At 39.7% G+C, this 21,811-nt stretch carries 18 protein-coding genes; 6 read left to right on the top strand and 12 right to left on the bottom strand.

Translation table 11 applies throughout. The features are described 5' to 3' along the window. Position 1 precedes the first annotated feature (1 nt). From B9Y69_RS04900 to pepF, 9 genes are all read right to left on the bottom strand, one after another. Positions 2 to 718, bottom strand: coding sequence for a DUF4843 domain-containing protein (locus B9Y69_RS04900; protein WP_085471846.1), 717 nt, complete (start codon positions 716 to 718; stop codon positions 2 to 4). A 4-nt stretch (positions 719 to 722) separates the two neighbouring features. Continuing rightward, entirely contained in the window at positions 723 to 2,147 is a 1,425-nt protein-coding gene (locus B9Y69_RS04905) for a RagB/SusD family nutrient uptake outer membrane protein (RefSeq protein WP_085471847.1), read from the bottom strand. A 12-nt stretch (positions 2,148 to 2,159) separates the two neighbouring features. Beyond that, positions 2,160 to 5,384: a SusC/RagA family TonB-linked outer membrane protein gene (locus B9Y69_RS04910; protein ID WP_159451812.1), complete on the bottom strand. Its 3,225-nt coding sequence runs from the start codon at positions 5,382 to 5,384 to the stop codon at positions 2,160 to 2,162. Between the two features lie 91 nt (positions 5,385 to 5,475). Beyond that, positions 5,476 to 6,696 carry a FecR family protein gene (locus B9Y69_RS04915; protein WP_085471849.1) on the bottom strand — a complete coding sequence of 407 codons (1,221 nt, stop codon included), beginning with the start codon at positions 6,694 to 6,696 and terminating at the stop codon, positions 5,476 to 5,478. A 61-nt stretch (positions 6,697 to 6,757) separates the two neighbouring features. Beyond that, positions 6,758 to 7,486 (bottom strand): transglutaminase-like domain-containing protein, encoded by a 729-nt coding sequence (locus B9Y69_RS04920; RefSeq protein ID WP_085471850.1) that lies wholly within the window; start codon positions 7,484 to 7,486, stop codon positions 6,758 to 6,760. A gap of 60 nt (positions 7,487 to 7,546) precedes the next feature. Then, positions 7,547 to 8,290, bottom strand: a complete 744-nt coding sequence (locus tag B9Y69_RS04925; RefSeq protein WP_085471851.1) for a helix-turn-helix domain-containing protein — start codon at positions 8,288 to 8,290, stop codon at positions 7,547 to 7,549. Positions 8,291 to 8,355: 65 nt separating this feature from the next. Then, on the bottom strand, positions 8,356 to 8,955 hold the full coding sequence (locus B9Y69_RS04930) for an RNA polymerase sigma factor (protein WP_085471852.1): 600 nt from the start codon (positions 8,953 to 8,955) through the stop codon (positions 8,356 to 8,358). Between the two features lie 87 nt (positions 8,956 to 9,042). Then, the gene (locus B9Y69_RS04935) at positions 9,043 to 9,264 is read right to left on the bottom strand and encodes a (4Fe-4S)-binding protein (protein ID WP_085471853.1); all 222 of its coding nucleotides are present in this window, start codon (positions 9,262 to 9,264) and stop codon (positions 9,043 to 9,045) included. Between the two features lie 252 nt (positions 9,265 to 9,516). After that, the gene (pepF, locus tag B9Y69_RS04940; RefSeq protein ID WP_085471854.1) at positions 9,517 to 11,391 is read right to left on the bottom strand and encodes an oligoendopeptidase F; all 1,875 of its coding nucleotides are present in this window, start codon (positions 11,389 to 11,391) and stop codon (positions 9,517 to 9,519) included. 132 nt (positions 11,392 to 11,523) lie between these two features. Here pepF and B9Y69_RS04945 point away from each other — a divergent pair, with 132 nt between their 5' ends. Beyond that, positions 11,524 to 12,768 (top strand): hypothetical protein, encoded by a 1,245-nt coding sequence (locus B9Y69_RS04945; RefSeq protein WP_085471855.1) that lies wholly within the window; start codon positions 11,524 to 11,526, stop codon positions 12,766 to 12,768. A gap of 31 nt (positions 12,769 to 12,799) precedes the next feature. After that, positions 12,800 to 14,002, top strand: a complete 1,203-nt coding sequence (gene hmpA, locus B9Y69_RS04950; RefSeq protein WP_085471856.1) for an NO-inducible flavohemoprotein — start codon at positions 12,800 to 12,802, stop codon at positions 14,000 to 14,002. A gap of 70 nt (positions 14,003 to 14,072) precedes the next feature. Here the strand turns inward: hmpA and B9Y69_RS04955 are convergent, their stop codons facing one another. From B9Y69_RS04955 to B9Y69_RS04965, 3 genes are read right to left on the bottom strand one after another with little or no spacing between them, the layout of a single operon-like run. Beyond that, positions 14,073 to 14,753 carry an anaerobic ribonucleoside-triphosphate reductase activating protein gene (locus tag B9Y69_RS04955; RefSeq protein ID WP_085471857.1) on the bottom strand — a complete coding sequence of 227 codons (681 nt, stop codon included), beginning with the start codon at positions 14,751 to 14,753 and terminating at the stop codon, positions 14,073 to 14,075. Continuing rightward, positions 14,728 to 14,913 (bottom strand): anaerobic ribonucleoside-triphosphate reductase, encoded by a 186-nt coding sequence (gene nrdD / locus B9Y69_RS19365; protein WP_085471858.1) that lies wholly within the window; start codon positions 14,911 to 14,913, stop codon positions 14,728 to 14,730. Before nrdD ends, B9Y69_RS04955 begins: the two co-directional genes overlap by 26 nt. After that, positions 14,910 to 17,015, bottom strand: a complete 2,106-nt coding sequence (locus tag B9Y69_RS04965) for a ribonucleoside triphosphate reductase (protein WP_085471859.1) — start codon at positions 17,013 to 17,015, stop codon at positions 14,910 to 14,912. The genes nrdD and B9Y69_RS04965 overlap by 4 nt, the downstream gene beginning before the upstream one ends. 281 nt (positions 17,016 to 17,296) lie before the next feature. On the opposite strand from B9Y69_RS04965, the gene B9Y69_RS04970 reads away from it, so the two are divergent. The 4 genes from B9Y69_RS04970 (at position 17,297) to B9Y69_RS04985 (ending at position 21,803) form a co-directional block, all read left to right on the top strand. Further along, the gene (locus B9Y69_RS04970) at positions 17,297 to 17,596 is read left to right on the top strand and encodes a hypothetical protein (RefSeq protein ID WP_085471860.1); all 300 of its coding nucleotides are present in this window, start codon (positions 17,297 to 17,299) and stop codon (positions 17,594 to 17,596) included. A 392-nt stretch (positions 17,597 to 17,988) separates the two neighbouring features. After that, positions 17,989 to 18,909 carry a hypothetical protein gene (locus B9Y69_RS04975; protein ID WP_085471861.1) on the top strand — a complete coding sequence of 307 codons (921 nt, stop codon included), beginning with the start codon at positions 17,989 to 17,991 and terminating at the stop codon, positions 18,907 to 18,909. 5 nt (positions 18,910 to 18,914) lie between these two features. Next, the gene (locus B9Y69_RS04980) at positions 18,915 to 20,906 is read left to right on the top strand and encodes a TonB-dependent receptor plug domain-containing protein (RefSeq protein ID WP_085471862.1); all 1,992 of its coding nucleotides are present in this window, start codon (positions 18,915 to 18,917) and stop codon (positions 20,904 to 20,906) included. A gap of 39 nt (positions 20,907 to 20,945) precedes the next feature. Beyond that, on the top strand, positions 20,946 to 21,803 hold the full coding sequence (locus tag B9Y69_RS04985) for an MbnP family protein (RefSeq protein ID WP_085471863.1): 858 nt from the start codon (positions 20,946 to 20,948) through the stop codon (positions 21,801 to 21,803). Positions 21,804 to 21,811 lie beyond the last annotated feature (8 nt).

Genomic DNA, 21,811 nt, shown 5'->3' on the forward strand with positions numbered 1-21,811 from the left:
TCTAAAAGTTCACGATTTCTCCAAATTCATCAATAAGAGGACCTTTATTCTCCTCTACATACCTCTTCATCGCATTACGGAGTGTAACGGGATAATTGTACAGGCCATAGTCACCAATAGCTTCGACCGAAAAGTCACTAATTCCGAGTGTACTGATCATAAAGCGTAGGCGCGCGACCGAAAACGATCCAAAATAATACTCAATTCGGCTCCAATATGCTGGTTTATCGGCTTTATTGGAAAACCAAATTTTATATGAATTCATGGCGTATGTTCCACCAATTTCTCGTCCTGTAGCACCAGGGACCAAATCTGTCGATGCATCGACCTCTGCTACTATTTTAAGCGACTTCGTCTTAATCTTCTCCGAATTAAGGATGATTACAGGGTATTTAACGCTAAATGAATCTGCGGGAAGATATATTTCTGGAAGAAGGAAATCCTCACCTAAAATGGCTGTTGTTCCTACTCCTGCTTTGACTTTAATTAACCGCTGACGTGACTGAGCGGCGCCTTGCGCACGCATGTTCAGATAAATGGTGTCTCGTTCTTTAGGTTTCGGATGAAAAGCAAAGGTATATGTCGTCGAATCGACATCATATCGCCCTCTATAGAAAGTGATCAGCTCGCCCCCTTCATAGTACATGGTCTCTTGTTTCTTACATGATACAAATGCCATGAAAGAAAAAATAACGATTATAAATATTTTAATTTTCATACTCTTATTGGTAAGTAGGGTTATACTCTAATTCAACATCCGGAATAGGTAATTTATAGATGGTTAATGGGATGTCGACATTCATAAATGGCATACGCTTTATATTTTTTCTTTTTAAATAAAAGAAGTATTGTCCCTCTCCATAAAACTCCTTGTGATACTCTTTTTGGATCTCTGATTCTAAAAAAGCAGGAGTCGTTGTCGATCCTTCGGGGAGTTTGTTAATAGCTCTTGCGGAACGAACCATGTTCAGGTATACCACACCTTCGGTTGGTGTTGCCGCAGCTTCCGCTAAAATATAATACATCTCGGATATCCGAATTAAGGGAAGGAGTTGATCTTTGCGATATGCTGAGGTAAGCCCTTCGGTCACTGAAGGTGTATAAGTTTGCCAATATTTTGAAGGGTACAGTACATTTTGATCTTGTTCAAACAAATACAAACGTCTAATATCTGTTATCGAGGCCTCATAAATTGTGTTAAAATTTGCTGCAGTACGCGTAAGTCCCATTCCGGAACTCATATAAAATTTGAAATAATTCTCTGTCCACTGTAAAATATTCCTAGACCGTAAGGCGAAAACTAATTCAGACATAAAAAGACGATCCTTTGTGGAAGCATTTGCATTGACAGCGGAGATGGCCACAAAAGGAAATCTCGCTGCGTCCACAACCTCCTTAGCAGCCGCAAATGCGAGCGGTTTTTCACCAATATAAATGTTAACTCTAGCCTCTAACCCTTTCACCGCATAATAGTTCATCTTAATACGGCGTGTATTCAAGTCATTCCCTTCCACAAAAATAGGGTCGGCATCTTTCAACAAAATGGCTGCTTGGTTAGCGTCGTTTAACACCAACTGACAAAAATCCTTTGCTGTACTCGGTACATTTGCAAAAGCATCCACCTGTGTTTCATATGGTATTGCCTTATTTTCTTTGCTTCCTTGATATTCCGGTCCAAAAAGACGGAACAAATCAAAATGAATATACGCGCGAAGGGCCAGTGCTTCCCCCTTAATCGTGTTATAACCGTTTGCCGAAAGCACAGAACGATTGGTTTCTGCCTTCTCCAAAATTTTGTTCAGACCAGCAATGGCATTGTAACCTGAACTCCAAATCTGCAATAAATGCTTACGGACCTCATCGGTATTATAATCATAAGTCCTTGTCCTGTAATAAGGAGCTGCAACATTTGTCTGGGCGTAATTTTGTGCCAATGCCGAAACAAATCCAAGCGAAAGACGATCACCATACAGTTCCTGTTTACCCAATTGTGAATACACCCCTACTAAAGCTTGCTCGAACCCTATTTCAGAAGCAAACATCTGATCTTCCCCCACGGAAGACTTCGGTGCAACATCAAGATATTTGGAACAACTGTTATTAAGTATCAAGCTTAACAACAATAAAATCGAATAATATTTCTTCATAATTTATCCTAATTAAAAACTTGCGCGTAGCGACAAAGAATAATTACGCGTGAACGGATTATCCGTACCACGCTCTATTTGAATAGAGCTCCACCAAAATGGATCATTAGTTAGTGCTGTAATAGACAGTCCGTTCATCCCCCAACGTTTCAAGAATTTCTTGCCATAAAAATTATAACCGAGAGAAGCTGAGGTCAACCTTAAGTTATTATCATCCTGTACAAACCGAGATGTAGAGCGAGTCTCATTTGGCGTTGACGTGATACGTTTGTATAAACTAATATCCCCTGGTTTTGTCCAACCCAAATCGTAAGCTCTACGGTCAACATTATTGGCTACATCGATATTTTCTACACGATTGACCAACGTATAGTTATATAACTGTCCACCAAACTGATAATTGAAAATAAGATTGAGTTCAAAACCTTTATAGATTACGTTTGATCCAAAATTTCCGTTCCATTTTGGTTGGCCTACCCCTAATGCGACTTTATCTCGACTATTCCATTCGTACGTTTTTTGTCCATCCTTGGTTAAGAACATTTCTGATCCTGTCGCAGGATCAATACCTAATGAACGTACCGCATAAATGGTGTTCATGGACTGCCCTTCCTGCAATAATACATTAGGATAAATTTGCGTAGTATTTGAGGCATCTAAGTCATTATTTGCTGACTTGAGCTTATTGGAGAGCTTCTTAAGCATGTTTTTGTTCGAAAAACCGTTTACATTTACCGTCCAAAGGATACCTTTTGTAGGCTGCTTGATAATGGCATATCGTGCTGAAAACTCAATACCGGTATTTTGAAGCTCACCTAAATTTTCGGAATAATTGTTAAATCCGGTAGACGGGGCTAAGGTTACAGAGGTCAATGCATCTTTTGTCTGGTCCCGATAAAGGTCTAGTCGCAAGTCCAGGCGATCCGCAAACAAGGAAGCGTCCATTCCAACGTTCAATTTGTAAACGTTCTGCCAACTCAGGTTATAGTTTCCTAAATTGTTCAAAATAGCACCTAACTCATTGTAATACGAGGAGGATACACCAAAGTTATAGCGAAATTGTGCGGCATACGCAGGGATATTTAGCGATCCTGTACTACCGTAATTCGCTCGTAATCTCAATTTGCCTACATTGCTATTATTCTTCAAGAACTGTTCATTATGGATATTCCAACCTAAACCTGCGGACCAAAATGTACCAAAACGTTTGTCAGTACCGAATTGTGAAGAGCCATCCCGTCTAATTGAAAGGTCTACTAGGTACCGATTATCGTAACTGTAGTTCCCAGAGTATAATAAGCCAACTCGACGTGATGTATTTTCATCACCAGTAGGTCTACCATTGGCTTGATACTGGTTCGCAAACAATAAGTTGTCAAGTCGATCATAAGGAAATCCCTCCGCAACAATTTGGTAGAACTCATTGCTACTACTTGCGCCGTGAAAACCTGCCATGGAAAATATCTGATGCTTATCCTTCTTTATATTATAGTTTATGGTAGTCATACTCTCATAATTAAAAGACTTACCTGTACGTGCGGTATAAGATCCGCGACGTCCCGGGTCTGATATCCGGGCGAAACGAGAATCTTTTGCAGAGAAAAATTGATCAGCACCCTCTGTTTGCTTGGTGATACTAAAGTTCGATTCAACAAAAAGTGAGGGTAAAATATTATAGCGGACTGAGAAGTTATTGGTCACACCAAAATATTCAGACTTATTTACAGAGTGCAATGTTGTGTTATAAAACGGGTTGATCGTAACATAAGGTTCATATGCGGAATGATAATAAACCTGTTCCAGTAACTGTGGAACATTTCCCTCATCATCATAAGGCGAAAAGTAGGGATTCATGCCGACATATTGACTGAAGCTTCCATACGGTGACATGTTAGCTTTATTTTGGAACACACGAAGCGAGTTCATAAATCTAAACTTACTCACATTGTAGCTTAAATCAATCTGTCCACTGTAGTTGTCTCGGTCCTGTCCTTTCATTACCCCTTGCTGTAAATCAGCCGTGAATTGAAGGCCGTAACGAAAAACATGGTCGCCCCCCTGAAGGCGCAATGATGATCTGTTGCTTTTGCCCACCTGTGTAGGGATTTTCAACCAATCGGTATCTATTCCCTTTAATACATTCTTATATCGGGAATTGTAATGTACCTCCCTGAAATAGTTTTGCAGATTGGTCGTACCTGTATAATAACCTGCACGTTTTTCAAAATCTAATTTCTCCCGTGCATTAAGGAGATTATAGACACTTAATTCAGGTGTATTTAATCTGAAATCGTTCGTGAAGGTTACCTGAATTTTTCCTGCGGCAGGAGGAATTGTAGTGATAACCATAACGCCATTTGCCCCTCGGGAACCATAAATAGCGGTAGCTGAAGCATCTTTCAATAAAGTAACAGACTGAATAAGATTCATGTCTAAGTCTACGACGCGTTGCAGACTCACTTGGAAACCATCCAGGATAAATAATGGTTCATTCGGTCTATTCGATAGTTCACCGCTCAGGTTAGGGAATGAATTCTCACCGCGCATCTGCACATCGGGTAAACGATTAATATCGCCACCAAATTGATTATCTGTCTTCAATCTAAAGGAGGGCTCCACCGCCGAGATAGCCGCCAGAACCGAGTTGGTATTTATCTTCTTAATTTCCGCACCACTAATACTGGTCACAGCTCCTGTAAAACTTTCTGCAGAACGGTTAAAAATACCCGTTACAACGACTTCTTCGACGGTCTCAACATCCTCGATTAAACGTATTATACTAAATGAATTGGGATTAACTGCATGTGTCACACTTTTATATCCCAAGAAATTAATCTGGAGCTTGGCATCATCCTTATAATCAAGGACGAAGAAGCCCTTTCCATCTGTTTTGGTAACAGAATTAGCGCCAAGCCTCACGCTCGCTCCCGCCAAAGGTTGGCTTGTGGATGACGATAAAATACGTCCAGCTATATAGCTTTGCTTCACGCCCTTTTCCTGAATTACAATCGACTTATTGTCGATTCTATATTGAAAGCCTGTTTTGGGGTGAAAGTAACTCTTCAAAACAGTTTCCAAACTTTCGTCTTTAAAGTAAGCATCGACAAGCTGATTGAGATTAATCTGTGACGAGCTTAATACAATGTCATAACTGGTTTGCTTCTTGATTTCTCGAAACAATTCATCTAAAGGTATACTATGCTTATATATCGTGATTCTCTGTGCGAAAGAATTCATCGACAAAAGTGTACACCAAAAGACGAATAAAATCTTTGTTAAAAGTTTTTTATTCATTTGCGTTAGTGGTTAATAATTGAATTTTGGTTTGTTATTTATGGGTAATTTCTATCACGGATTTCCTTTTGGTAATTACAATACTTTCATTATCAGCTAGCATTTTCAAGACATCTTCCAAGGGTTTGGATCTTGACACGTTAAAATAAAACTGAATATTTTCAAGCGATTTATCGTATTGAAAATCGACACCATACCAGCGCCCAAGTTCCATACATACTTCATAGAGACTTGCTTTTTTAAAGAAAAAATCTCCTTTACGCCATGCAATAGCCGATTCTAAATCAGCTGAACCTATTTCATACCCCTTCTCTACATCGACTTCCATGTTCGGCTTTAGTGGTACTGCATTTTTACCGAGCCCGGTAAGTTGAATGGATCCCGTAAACAAAGTAGTCTTACTCGACATATCTTCGGGGAACGATTTAATATTAAATTGTGTTCCTAAAACTTGAACATTATAATCTCTTCGACGTCCAAAACCATCAACATGCACATTAAACAATCGACTTGGAACATGTGCGACATCAAAGAAACCTTCTCCTTTAAGATATAGATCCATCCTATTTGAATTTCCTCGAACAGGATACTTCAATTCCGATCCTGAATTCAATTCAATTTGAGAGCCGTCCACCAACTCAACGGTTAAACGCTTACCAAACGGAACCTTAACACGGTGAAAAACAACCACATCATCACTCTTCGACACTGTAGTCGCTGCAATATATTGTAATTTATCACCTTGTTTCACGACTGTAACGTTCCCATCGTTAGTAACGACACGAGCCGTATCTTTAGACATTAGGTCAATTATTTTCCCGCTAGCTAGTTCAAGTTGTATTTCTGTACTCGTACTAGGTAATACTTTAGTGTCCTTTTCATAGTTCAACTCCACTATTTCCTGCTTATCCAAAACTTCATGCTGTTTTGTACTTTGCTGTTGTTTGTACAAGTAAAGAGGTAAACTCAAGAATAAAGCAACTGCCGCCACATACTTTAGTATCTGCGGCACTAAGCGGGTAACAGTAGACCTAGTCGAGGATTTACTGGTAGATAATACGATTTGTTGCCACACCTTATCCGATGGAGTGGTCTCCACTTGCGACGCAGAAAACGCCGCAGCAACCTTTTCATTTAAAACAGGATCCTCGCTGTACTTTAATATATTCAATAATGTTTTACGTTCTTCCGGAGACGCCTCCTGACGTAAACATTTTATGATCAACTCATCGATGTACTGGTAATTTATATTCATAAAAAATGGTTAGAGGGATCACGTTCGTAAGCTGTTTGGCAAGCCCTATACTTTAAAGACTTCAGTACACTGAACTTTGGGGGGGAATGGAATTATTATTTCTTATTTTACTTACATTTTTATTCATAATATGTCGAACGACATTTCGAAAAATAAACTGTTCGACCCAATTTAGTTTTTGCTTATGCTGGGCATAAAACGCATCTGGCGTGTCAAATAAACCAAAATCCTGATTGATTCCCTGGTCTTGAATAAAAGTATTATTGAGATCCCACTCTATGGGCGGATTTTCAAAACGATCTGTATATACACCATAACCACAAAACGTTGTTTTACAGTCGCTATTTACCTCTTGTAACTTCGTTAAATATGGCTTATCTAAAATAACACCCTCCAAAAAATACCATTCACCATCCAATAATACTTCCACCCAACTATGCAAAATATTTCTCGGTGAAAGCTTATACCAGATTCCGGTAATAGCACCCTTTTGTAGTGCTTTGTCAATCGTAAAGCCATGGATACGGTTTGGTATTGCTGTGGCCCGCAACAAAGCCATCAACAAGGTCGATTTTGTATTACATTGTCCATATCCATCTGCTAATATCGTGGAGGCAGAAATATCATCTGACGTATTATAACCAAACTTTATTTCATCGCGCACAAAATTGTAAATAGATTTTACTCTTGACACAGAATCAAGTTGATTCCATTTTTTATCCGTAATCAACTGTTGAATCGATGGATGAGAATAGTTTAGAATTTTGGTCTCTTTAAGGTATCTTTTCATAAAGCATTTTTTATACCACAAAGATGAAAAGCTTTGTTTGAACAAACTTGTATAAATCGGCTATTTAAGCGAGAGTAAAAACTTAGGAGAAAGCCCAAAGGTTTCTTTAAAGGTTCTACTATAGTGCGAGCTATCAGTAAATCCAAATCGATGGGCCGTTTCAGTGATAGAATGAGCTTCTAACGCTGGTAATGATTTTACTAATTTATTCCAAAGTTGGTATCGTCTAAAGTTCAAATTGGTTTTTTCTTTGAAAAGCTGCAGAAATCTCGTTTCAGAAAGAAAAGATTGAGCTGCAATTTCTTTAAGAGATACTATACGGTCGAAATTATTTTCTAGGTATGTGATCGCACTATAAATTCTATCGTCCTCAAAATGGTTTTCACACGCACATTTGAATCTCGTAAGAAAAGTTGTAAGGTTATCGATCAAAATGTCAAACTTGTTGCCATCGTTTAGATACGCTATCAAGAAATCTACCAGTGGTTTCAGTTCGTGATCTAAATTTACAATTTTCTTATCCCTGTACCTTGCAGCAAGCTGATGTCCAAGCGTGCTAATTGGGTTAATTAAGATAATCAATGTTGTTTCATCACTACTAAACCTGTGTTTTATATTACTGCTAATAAAACAAGTAGAATAAAATAGGTGCTGGTTATTTTCGTCTGTAATTTGGAACTCTCCGAACGCTGTCACACTGATTTGAAGGGCATAATGCTTGTGTAAGGCATTATCATTAAATTGTCCAACGAACACCCCCATCGTCCTACCGATATAGATTTTATTAGCAGTCGCTTTATTCATTAAAAATACTTTTGCATCGTAAGTAATACCGTAAGGCCCTTTCTTTAAACCATACCGTCTATTTGCTACTTCTTTGACAAAAAATATAAAACTGTAACCAAAGGGAGCTTATCGAGCGCCTGTAACATATAAGACCTTACTTTTTTGACAGACTCATCTAGATTCCATTTGACTGTTTCAGGCGACACATTTAATATTTGTGCTACTTCTTTTCTAGATAAACCTTCCAACTTAATCATCTGGTAGGTCATTCGTTGTTTCGGTGAAAGATGTGAAATCGCCTTCTCAAAGACAGACTCTAACTCCTTAAAATCCGTACTATCGTGACTCATGGGAGCGTGGTAAATATCATGTAAGATTAAATCAAGAGGTTCGGTTGGTATAGATTGGCTTTTTATTTTGGTCAGGAAAACATTTTTTGCTACTCGGTAAATCCAAGCGTCAAATTTTTCAACATCATGCAATTTATCGCGATAGTTCCACAACCGAATAAAAGACTCTTGCAGCACCTCTTCCGCTAAGAACTCATCATCACCGAGGTTTAGTATCGTCGAGTAAATGCTGGTTTTATACCTATCATAGATTATTCGATATGCCTGTTCGTCACCCAAAGCGACCCTCTTCACCAGTTCAGCCGTCTCGATACCTTGGTCGCTACTTTTCATAAGAGGTCTATTCTAATATTCATTTCTTTGCAAATTAAACGCAAAAAATGGAGAATACCCAATTTATTTGATCGGCAAGCAGCTTCCCTACCCTTCATTTAATTCATAACCCAATGCGCCTGATGGACAACGATCAATCTGTCTCTTTAATTCCTCAGCCGTCGCATTTTCTGGAACAATCCATGGTCGTTCTTGTGGATTATACACCTGTGGTAGCGATTTAACACATACTCTTGCGTGTATACATTTTGACGGAGTCCATAAAACCGTAATGTCTTTATTGGCCGTATATTTTTTAGTCTCTCCCATAATTAAAAATTTAAAATAGATAACTTGATTACCTGTAATTATGTTTTACAAAAGTTGTTTTTCCTTAATCATGCCCCACTCTACGGGGAATGCTCCTTATCACGAAGTTTCCCTTAATACTAAAGTTAAACACTGAGGGAGTAAAAACAAAAAAACCTCCATGATGATTTCATTATGGAGGTCAGAAACGACAGCTACAGCGTCGTTTTATTGGTACTTACCGAACTAGATATTAGTCGATAACTTGTTGTTTTATTTTCCTAAACGTGTTAAGATAGCTTCCATTTCAGCTATTACCTTGTTAATCTTAGTAATGGTCAGATCAAACGGTTCTGCAGTGTTCATATCAACGCCTGCATCGGCTAATAATTCTACGGGATATTTCGTGCTTCCTGCAGATAGAAAATCAAGGTATCTTTTACGATCTGTATCGTTACCTTTTAAAACTTTCTCAGATAATGCGGTAGAAGCTGTAAAGGAAGTTGCATATTGGTATACATAAAAATTGTAATAGAAATGTGGAATATAAGACCATTCAGATTTTACGTAATCATCCACCACACAAATATTTTTATCATGCCCATAATAACGTTTAGTGAGTTCTAAATACATACTATCAAAGTCCTCACCGGTAAGGGCTTCCCCCTTGCCTACCCGCTCATGAATCATTTTTTCAAACTCAGCAAACTGCGTCTGACGGAATAGCGTTCCCTTTGCTCCTTCCAGATAATTTCCTAGAATAGCGAGTCTCGTTTTGTCGTCTTTAATCTGCTTCAAAATATAATCGATCAGCAACTCTTCATTAAAAGTAGACGCTACTTCTGCCACAAAAATCGAATAATCCGAATTCGCAAATTCTTGCTTCTTATTGGTCAAATAACTGTGCATGGTATGCCCCAATTCATGTGTTAAAGTGGACATATCTGTATATTTACCATTATAATTCATCAAGATATACGGATGTACATCATAGGCCGATCCATTAGAGTAAGCGCCAGATCGTTTCCCTTCGTTGGGATACATATCAATCCATCTTTCGCTAAATGCTTTGTTCGAGATTGACACATAATCTGCACCTAACGGTTTTAACGACTTTAAGATATTATCAATAGCTTCTTCTACCGTGTAAGATAGATCCACTTGCTGTACTAGCGGTGCATACATATCGTAATAATGAAGTGTATCTACCCCCATCATCCTTTTACGTAGGTTCAAATACCGATGAAACGTTCCAAGATTTGTATTCACATTCTTTACAAGATTGTTGTACACATCCGTAGAAACGTTGCCCGCATCCAACGCACTTTCTAGCGTACTATTGTAGTTCTGTGCTTTCGTATAAAACAAACCTGCGTTAATGTTTCCATACAGCTGCGCCCCAAATGTCCGCTGAAATTCATTCAGCTTTTTAAAGTACGCTTCAAAAACAGTTTTTCGAACATCCCTGTTTTCGCTACCTCTATAAAGATTAAAATTGGCGGAATTTAGTTTTACCAATTTACCATCCAATTCTACTTCGGCATGTGGGAATTCAGCATTAAAAAATGTGCTAAAGATGTTTTCAGCATTACCGGACATTAACGAAGAATAAGCCAATACTTTCTCAACCTCTTCACTACCTCTATGGGCACGTTTACGAAGTAAGTCCGTCAAGTAAAATTTATAGGTTTGCAAACCCTTTTCCTTTGTGACGAAAGCGTTTAGTTGATCTTCTTTCAACGTCAGTAACTCAGGTTCCATAAAAGACGTCAATGCACCAAATTCAGAAAAAAGCTGTTGCATTTCTTGCTTCATTCCTGCATATTTTGTCACCCGGGTGTCCTGATCTGACTTCATAGAAGCATAAGATGACAGTCTCACTAACTCTTTAATAAGCTTGCTATTTAAAGTCAGCGCTTCTAATAGTGTAGACGCAGACTGCGTTAACTTCCCTTTATACTGCGCCGTTTTTTGTATTTTTTTCTGAATCCGATCCTTCTCTGCTTTCCATGTATCATCCGATGCATATAAATCAGATAAATTCCACTTATACTTGTCGGGGACTTCATCACGAACCTTCATTTGACTGACAGCCACTGAAGTAGAGAATATCATCATTGCGGCTACTAATTGTGTTTTTTTGAACATACGCTATTAATATAAAAACTAGGCCTAATTTACAAAAAGTTCCAGCAATATACCGCATACCCCTGGACAGACCCCATTTTGTGCGTACAGTCATAAAATGTTTCCGTAAGCCCAATTACTTTTGTTAGCAACATGAAATTTGTAGAACAGATTAGTATTAAAGGATGGATAAGGATAGGCGTGTTAAACCTACTTCTCGTTGCTGTTCTAGGCATACTGATGCGATTGAAGTTTATTCTAACGATTCCCTTCCTTGACCTTAAACATGTACAACATGCTCATTCGCATTTTGCTTTTGCCGGATGGGTAACACATATGTTGATGTTATTTCTTGTCCTAGTCACTTTTCGACTTCAAAAAAAAGACAATCTACCACCACATCAAAACAGAATCTTGTTTTCGAACCTGCTATGTTCTCTTGGTATGCTTTTTAGTTTTTTGTACCAAGGGTACGGTAGCCTTTCCATCTCGCTCTCTACGGGTAACATATTAGTATCCTACGTCTTTGCAATTTTTACGTGGCGAGATATACGTCAACAAAACTTAGATCCAAAAATTGCGCGTTGGTTTTATCTATCCCTCGTTTTTCTTGTATTATCCTCCTTCGGGACATTCTATCTCGCCTACCTTAAGGTGACACAACAATCCAATCTCAAAGGACACTTGTCGGCCCTATACTTCTATTTACATTTTCAATACAATGGATGGTTTTTCTTTGCTATAATGGGTTTGGTTCAACATATATTGAATAAACAGCAAGCTCTACTAAGAGAAACTGACAAACTATTTTACATCCTTTCCATTGCGACTGCTCCTTTGTATTTCTTGTCAATCCTCTGGACAAAACCGAGCACACTCGCATATTTAACCATCGTCATATTCGCCATAGGACAACTCGCGATTTGGAGATATTGGATGATCCACCTATATGCACCGACTACTAGAAAGAAATTTGCATGTATGGACAACTATTTAAAACTCATTTTTTCCTTACCGCCTTTTGCGTTGTTCTTTAAATTCTTCCTGCAAACCCTCTCTGTAATACCTGCACTCAGCGCATATGTGTATGGCTTCCGACCTGTTATTATAGGCTACTTACATCTCGTGCTGCTGGTTATCGTGTCTATTTTTTTAATTAGTTACGCCTACCTATATGGTTACTTCGAACTCAGCCCACGCGCAAAGCAGTTTTTTACGCTATTTATTATAGGCGTTTTATTAAATGAATTGGTTTTGGCACTGCAAGGCTTCTTAGCCCTGTTCACGGCAGGACTTCCACAAGCACATATATACCTACTTATTGCTTCTACCCTTATTGGGATAGGTTTGGTAGGGATTATCAAGGCTTCTTACAATCGTTTAGAAAAAGCAACATAAGATTTTACATTTCCATAAAGTATAATTTACCATGACAACAGATCAAGTACAACTTATTAAAACAACAGTTCCGATATTACGTGAGCATGGCGTTCTATTAACCACTCACTTTTACAAAAGAATGTTTGAACACAACCCTGAATTAAAACATATGTTCAATATGGGGAATCAACAAAACAAGAAGCAACAAATGGCCTTAGCCACCGCGGTATTAGCATATGCCGAACATATCGAAACACCTGAGGTATTGCTACCTGTTGTAAACCATATTGGTCATAAACACACAAGCTTAGACATTCGTCCGGAACACTATGCCATTGTTGCTAAACACCTTATCGCCTCTATTCAAGAAGTATTGGGGGAAGCAGCTACTCCGGCACTCCTCGAAGCATGGACTTTAGCATACAATAATCTCGCAGCCTTAATGTCCGGACACGAAAAGAAGCTTTACGAACAACAGACGCAAAAAGAAGGTGGCTGGACCGGTTGGCGCCCTTTCATTGTCCAGAAAAAAGTAGCTGAATCGACCGAAATAACATCATTCTATCTCTACCCAAGCGATGGTGGCCCCGTTGCTGACTTTAAGCCCGGACAGTATATTAGTTTACGTCTTTTTTTACCCGAGCTTAATATATTACAACCCAGACAGTACAGTATTTCCTCAGCCCCTAATGGTTTATTCTATCGTATTTCCGTAAAAAAGGAAGCCGGAACACAGCATCCTGACGGACTGATTAGTAATCGACTTCATGATCACGTTACGGAAGGCGATAAGGTCGAACTGACTGCGCCATCCGGTGTATTTGTCTTGGATCAAAGTCAGACCCCAAAAGTATTTATTAGTGGCGGAATTGGACAAACGCCTCTACTATCCATGATGGAGGCACTGATTAAAAAGGATACGCCATATATTGCAGACCTGACATGGGTACATGGTTGCCGGAATGAGCAGGTTCATGCTTTTAGAGATCGGTTGAAAGAGATTTCTCTGCAACAAAATATAAAACAGTTTCTATTTTATGATGAAGTATCGCAACAGCATGAAACAATCAGGAGAGGTTGGGTGGATCTAGCAACAATAAAGCATGACATTATAGCACCCGATACGGACTACTATATCTGCGGACCAACACCTTTTATTCAAAAACACTACACTTACCTGGTGACAGAAGGGATCGATGCTACGCGCATCCACTTTGAAGAATTTGGGCCGAACTCCTTGCAAATGAATTAAGACTTAAATTTAGCGCTATTTGGTTCCAAGGAAACAAATAGCGCTAAAATCAACGTATTTTATCTTGTGTTTACCGAAGTACCACTTGAATGTGAGACGTCGAAAGATTATCGGCTTTTAAACGTCCCCAACTTTCGTTTAATCGCCCCAAGGTAGGTACTCCGTTGACAAAGTGCTGAATATAATAGTTTCCCCGATACCCATTTGTTTCCAAAAAGTGAACCATAGTTACTAAATCGTTGGGAGATAATAAATCTTGATGCCAGGTCGTTCGCACCTCAAAAGCGACATCAGCATGTCGAATAAGGTTAAGACTTTCCACAAATGCAGACCAAGTATTCGCGTGTGTAATCTCTTGGTATTTGTCTCGCGTAGCCTTAAAATCCAATGCAATATAATCTACCAGTTCCAGATCCAACAATTTCTTGAGCCTATCAGGACGGCTACCATTGGTATCAATCTTAATACGATAGCCTAGTGATCGTGCGGCTTGGGCCAAGTTCAACAAGAAAGGATGTAAGGTACACTCACCACCACTGAAAACCACTCCTTCTAGCAGTGCACGTCTAGACATGAAAAAAGAAACCGTCTCCTCCACCGATATTTTCCCCTTCCCTAGCACGATATCCGGATTATGACAATATCCACAACGCATATTACAGCCTGCAAACCAAATAATGCAGGCTGTATGTCCCGGATAATCCAGCATGGTGAATGGGGTTATACTATAAATTGGTTTTAGTATAGCCATAGTTAAAATGGGTCCGTTGCTGATGCTCCCCTTTCTTACCAATGTTAAAGCTTTCCACCGGTCGGTGGTAGCCCATAACACGCGTATACACTAAACATTTGCTTCGTTGCTGCTGATATTGCTTCAATATCAGTTCGCGATCTTCAGTACAGATTATCATATTATATCAATTTTTGGATGAGCAGAAACTAGGAAGTCGTCACAATGCGGGCAATATTCATGCTCCCCACTGAGGTAGCCATGCACAGGACAAATACTGAAAACAGGTGTCACCGTAATATAGGGCAATTTGAAATTCGATATCACAGTCCTAACGAACGATAAGCAAGCTTCCGGTGTTCTAATCCGCTCACTCATATAAAGGTGCAATACCGTTCCTCCAGTATATTTACACTGCAATCTGTCCTGAAGCAGTAAAGCCTCAAAAGGATCGTCAGTATAATCAACCGGAAGTTGAGAACTATTGGTGTAATAAATATTTTTTCCACTTCCGGCTTGTCGGATATCGCTGTAGCGCTTCCTATCTTCTTTGGCGAATCGATACGTTGTTCCTTCAGCAGGTGTTGCTTCCAGGTTATACAAATTCCCTGTTTCCTCTTGAAATTCACGTAGTCGCCCTCGAATGTGGTTTAAGACTTCTTCCGCAAACGATATGCCCCATTCCGTAGAAATATCTTCGTTATCGAAGGTATAATTACGGATCATCTCATTCATTCCATTAACCCCGATAGTCGAAAAATGATTTCGAAAATGTGGCAAATAACGTTTCGTGTAAGGAAACAACCCACTATCATATCGTTCTTGTATAAAGACACGCTTCTTTTCCAAGGTTGATTTTGCAATATACAACCAATGGTCAAGCCGTTGATAAAGTTCAGTTTCCTTCCCGCGATAAACATACCCCAAACGTGCCATATTGATGGTCACGACGCCAATACTACCCGTCATCTCGGCACTTCCAAAAAGACCATTACCGCGCTTAAGCAGTTCACGCAAGTCCAATTGCAACCGACAGCACATACTGCGTACCGCATTAGGCTTATAAGCGTCTGGATTCTCGATCTTATTCCCTTGATCATCTTGTATGTATTGACTGCCTATAAAATTCTGGAAATAAGAGGAGCCTATCTTTGCCGTGTTTTCAAATAGTAGTTTTGCATTCTCGCTGTACCAATCAAAATCCTCCGTAATATTAACTGTTGGGATAGGGAAAGTAAAAGGTTGTCCTTGTGCATCCCCTTCAGTCATCACCGTATAATAGGCCTTATTTATCATATCCATTTCTTTTTGAAAATGACGATAACATAAATCTTCCAGCTTTTCTACACCACGCTTCTGTGCCTCTTCCATAACTTGCCCCGTTTTGTACTGTGCAAACAGATGCGCACCGCCTCGGGTAGGTATTTGATTGCGTAAATCTTCCGGAACATTCCAATCAAGTGTAATATTGGTAAATGGCGACTGTCCCCAGCGTGCCGGTACATTCAAATTATAAACAAAGCTACGTATGGCTTTCAATACTTCCTTATACGGTAACTGATCTTTGAATACGTAAGGAGCCAAATAGGTATCAAATGAGCTGAAAGCTTGTGCGCCTGCCCACTCACTTTGAAGTATACCCAGGAAATTTGCCATCTGTCCCAGGGCCTCCCTAAAATGTGCTGGTGGGCGGCTTTCTACGCGCCCTCGAACCCCGTTGAAGCCTTCATCTAATAGTACCCGCAAACTCCATCCTGCACAATACCCAGTCAAGCAATCCAAGTCGTGGATATGTATATCTGCATTCCGGTGAGCATATCCTTCTTCTTGACTGTACACCTTATCTAACCAATAGTTTGCGATAATCTTGCCTGCGGTATTATTGACTAAGCCTGCATTTGAAAATGAAGTATTTGCATTCGCATGTATCCGCCAATCGATTTGATGAATGTATTCCTCAACCGTCTGTGTGCTGTCCACATAGGTCGTACCTTCCCCCAGTCCTTCCACATGTTCCCGTTGCATCTTTCTCGTATGTCGATACAACATAAATGATTTCATGCTTTCAAAATATCCATATTGATAAAAGCTGCGTTCAATTAAATTTTGGATATCTTCAACCGACCACGTATCAGCCGAATCTAAACAGGCAATGACGGAATCAAATACGCGATCATCTATCGGATGTGACGCACTTTGAAATCCCTTCGCTATAGCATCCTTAATTTTGTACAGTTGCAACGGCTCAAATCGTCCGTCTCGCTTAATAACAGTTTTTTTCATAGCACGAGTTGATAAGAAGATGTTTATCTGTGGGTTTAGACAAAGCTAATTAGGAACTTTGCTGGATTTTATGACTGTAAACATAAACGGAAATGATTTTAGCCATTACCTTTGCTCTAGTCAAAGAGAAAAAAATACAACTGCACAAATGAAAATGATGTATTCTTATGTATCTTTGCCGAACCGAACTTTTTTACGCAGAAAGAAACCCTGTTTTGAAACGATTTTTTACATATATTCTATTAGTCACCTTGACACTGCAGTCGTTTTACCGCAGCATCATGACTGTTGAATATCAGTTGCATTTACCAGACTATCTGGCGAAGTGTATCAATAAAGATCGTCCGCAGTTACATTGTAACGGCCAGTGTGTGCTGATGAAGAAGATTAAAGAAAAGGAAAAGAAGGAAACGGAGAAAAACCTTATGGTGTACGAATATAGTGCGCTATATGTTCATGCGGCCTATATACTTTTCACCCCATCACTGGATATGACAGTATTGGACGCACCTTACTCTTCGTATGTAGTCAATTATTCTTTTGCGTACAACAACACGGTATTCCATCCTCCTCTCAGCTAGTTTTCAGCTGTAGCGCTTAGGCGCTAAAGATTATACGTCGTTTAAAATAACCAGTCTCATCCTTGTTCCCTTGGAATAATAAATAGACATTTTTAAGCGCCATTAATCAAATTATTTCAACACATTTTTTACTGGAAAAGGAGTGTATTAAAAGTATGTTCGTGTTTATCGGATTGCAGTATTGGTGCTGCTTGTAAGATTGACGCAGCATTCCTCGTCGTAATGATAAAGCGTACGATGGATTTGGGCGATCACAAGAGACGACTTCTACGGATAGCGTCTTATACCGAACGGAAAGCACATGTACTATAAAACACCTCTTTAGGCGGACTGAAACTAAAGCTGCATGCAGGCACTACTGTTTCGCTACGTCCGTAAACTATCGCTTAAAGATGAAAAACTTGATTTTATTCCTCGCGCTATTCGGTTTAGTTGCGCAGTCTTGTACAAAAGAAAAAACAGACTACGAGGTAGAAAAAGATAACGATATTATTGAAAATGAAACCTTTAAAGAGGCTACAGTCATTAATAACGGGGCTTATACCATCCATATTGAATCGCTCCATGGTATGTTCTATAAAGGGTACAATGAAATTCGTTTAACGGTTAAAAAAGGGACAGTCGTACAACCTGTTTCATCCTTTACATTTTTACCCATCCGAACAGAAGCAAGCACCAAAACCAGCTCTTGTCCCCATCAATACGACATGACATATCAGGCACAGGGAAATTATTTCATCGGATACAGTGTATTTACCGAAGAAACTGATGCGACTGGAAGTTGGGACTTATACCTTTCGTTTACCGTAGATGGTCAACTTCATACATCCAAAAAGAGAATTACCGTCGAAAAACAATCAAATAGGAATCGTAGTATGACCACTTTTATAGGTAAAGATGAGGTGCAATATTACATTGCCTTAATAGCACCACAAAGGCCAAAGGTTGGTGAAAACCCACTCGTTGCAGGAATATACAAATATAGCCCGTCCGTGAGTCCGACATCAGGAGAATTTCCAGATCCGGCGCAGTATAACTACAATCCTGTCGCAGATTACACCCTTCGTTTAGATCCGCGTATGCCAGAGCCATCCATGGGTAATCACTCTTCCCCAAATAACAAAGATTTGGTTCAAGGTAAAGATGGCCTATACTATGGTGTCGTCAACTACACCATGACCGGTAACTGGACATTAAACTTCATACTTCAAAACCAGCACGGAAAAATTTTGAAAGGTACCGAAGTACCGACCGATTTTACCCCCGGCGTGGCAGGCAAGAAGAGTGATTTATACCTAGATGTATTGTTCTAAGAATTATGAGAAATATAAGTGCTATTTGTACGATTTTACTGTATAGTATACAGATTAATGCGCAGGAAACATCCGTTAAGCAAGATAGTAGCAGACGGATCCAAGAGGTAAAGATTACGGCTCAAGCAAAGAAAAAGATCGAAACTGAAATGAAAATGGCTGTTTCTGTCGATGAATTTTTAGCTTCTTCTGATCAGATCAGCTTCATCAAACGGGGGGCGTATGCGTGGGAGCCTTTGCTGAACAATATGAGTACAGAACGCTCTATATTGACGATCGATGGTATGCACGTGTTTGGTGCCTGCACGGATAAAATGGACCCCGTCACCTCTTATGTTGAGAGCAATAATTTATCAACCATTGATATTACGTCCGGACAAGCGGGAAGCATGCATGGTGCTACGGTTGCTGGAAGTATCGATCTTAAAAGAAAAAGCACACCCTTTGGTCTAGAAAAAAGATGGAATGGCGCATATCAAACTGGTTTCGAGTTTAATAACAAACAATACTTCAATCTGGGTAATCTTTCTTACTCAGGCGAAAAGTTTGTGGCCGACGCCAGTGTAGCCTTCCGTCAGGCAGGAAACTATTCGGATGGAAATAACAACGAGGTCAAACATTCGCAATACAATAAATTCAATGCTTCATTGGGTATAGCATATAAAACAGGTGCCCTATCATCTGTACGATTGGATGCAATTTTTGATAAAGCGAAAGATGTCGGGTTTCCTGCGCTACCGATGGACCTCTGGCTTTCTCGCGCCCTTATTACCTCCGTGGCATACAAACAATTGTTTGAAGAAGGATTTGTTCGTGCCTGGGACACCAAACTTTATTACAATGCGGTGGAACATTATATGGATGATACAAAACGTCCAGAGAATTTAGTACATATGGATATGCCGGGATGGAGTACCACCTTTGGGTTACTTTCCAACGTAAACCTCAAAGGAAGCACGAGCTATCGGGGTGAAATTCAGCTGAACGCCTACGACAACCTATCTATTGCTGAGATGACCATGTATCCACAAGATCGTGCCAATAAAACCATGTTCGCCTATACGTGGCCCTGGGTAAGGACACGCTTTTCCGGATTGTCCACAAAAAATAGTTGGGATCTATCAGAAATAAGCCGTATTCATTGGGGGGGGGGCCTCGGAATACATTATAACCAGGCTAAATATGGAGAATTCAATCGGATCTTTTACCCAAATGCATCTTCGCAGAAAACTAGGATATTACCCGGTATCCATGCTAGCTATGACATCAATATCGCGCAATTCGACTTTTCTTTGGGCGCAGGGTATGGACACCGTGCACCCTCTGTATCAGAAGGATATGGCTATTACATATATAATAGCTTTGATAGGTATGATTACATTGGCAATCCAGACCTCAAGAATGAGGTCTCCTACGAAACCCATGCTAGCGCAAGTTTTAAAACGCAAAGAATGCGAATACAGGCTCAGGTGAATTATTTTCATATCCAAGATTATATCGTCGGTAAAATACTGAGCTTGGGGAGCCCCATGAATTACCAGTCAGTCGGTGTCAAAGGATATACTGCGTTAGACTATGCCAGAATATTTAATATGACACTAAGTGGTAGCTACGACATCCTGCAACATCTACATTGGAAAGGAGGCCTTACGTATGCTACGGCAACTGATAACAACGACGGCAACTTACCCTTTATCCGGCCTTTAACGTATCAAACCTCGCTCCATTATATGTATAAAGACTGGAGTGTCCAAACCGCATTAAATGGAGACTTGGCGCAAACAAACTATAGTCCTGAATATGGAGAAGACCGCACAGATGCATATAAATTATGGAATATCTCAACAGATTACGCGTTGACTTTCAAAAGCTACAAAGCTGTTTTACAGGTCGGGGTAGAAAATGTATTCAATACCTATTATAGCACGTATGCAGATTGGGGTAATATTCCGCGAATGGGACGCAATTTCTTCACGTCCCTAAAAATCATTTTTTAAAAACAACATAGATAAAATTAAATACCATACTTAAGAAATATGAAAACAACATTAAACTTTCTATTCCTATCCCTTGTTTCAGTAGGCCTCTTATCGTGTAGTAAAAACGACACCCCTGTTGCTAACAATGTAACCTTACATTTCAATAATACATTTAAAAATACGACAATCGTTCTCGGCGACGCATCGTCCGCAACAGCAACCCAAAATACTTCTGCAGAAGGACAAATACATCACTTTTCGGAATTGAAGTATGTAATCAGTAATATCCGTTTAGTGAAAGCTGCAGGTGGCGAAGTACCGTATCATATCAACGATCTAGACCATGGCGCGCGTGTCATCAATCAGGCGAAGCCACAAACATTGGATTACGTACTAACGAATATACCTGTAGGTGAATACAAGCAGATAAAATTTGGACTAGGGGTGAAAGCGGAACTAAATACTCTAGATCAGGTTCGATTTCCGAACTTCTATGCCGAGGCCGGAGCTAACGATACCAAGATGCATTGGGAATGGGGAACGGGATATCGCTTCACCAAGATAGAGGGGTTTTATGGTCCTGAGCACAATAAACTTTCTATTCATACTGGAAGCACCCTTGAAGGTACGATCGATAAACCGGACACGTATAAACAAGGAGTCGATGCATACCGCGAAATTGCATTGAGCCTTCCTGCTGTTGCCATAGTAGGCAAACAGTCGCCACGTGTTGTAATAGAGGTCGATTTCGATAAGTTACTCAGTGGTAAAACTAATACCATAAAATTAGGGACAGGAAATGCAATACCTAGTGTACATACCGCTGCAAATATGGTCTTATTTGTGGACAATCTTGGTGGCAATGGCTCCAGTGATCTTTCTGGAATGTTTTCGGCAAGAAGTGTAGAAAATTAAGAATGCCT

The sequence above is a fragment of the Sphingobacterium psychroaquaticum genome, from assembly GCF_900177625.1.
Taxonomy (GTDB): Bacteria; Bacteroidota; Bacteroidia; order Sphingobacteriales; family Sphingobacteriaceae; genus Sphingobacterium; species Sphingobacterium psychroaquaticum.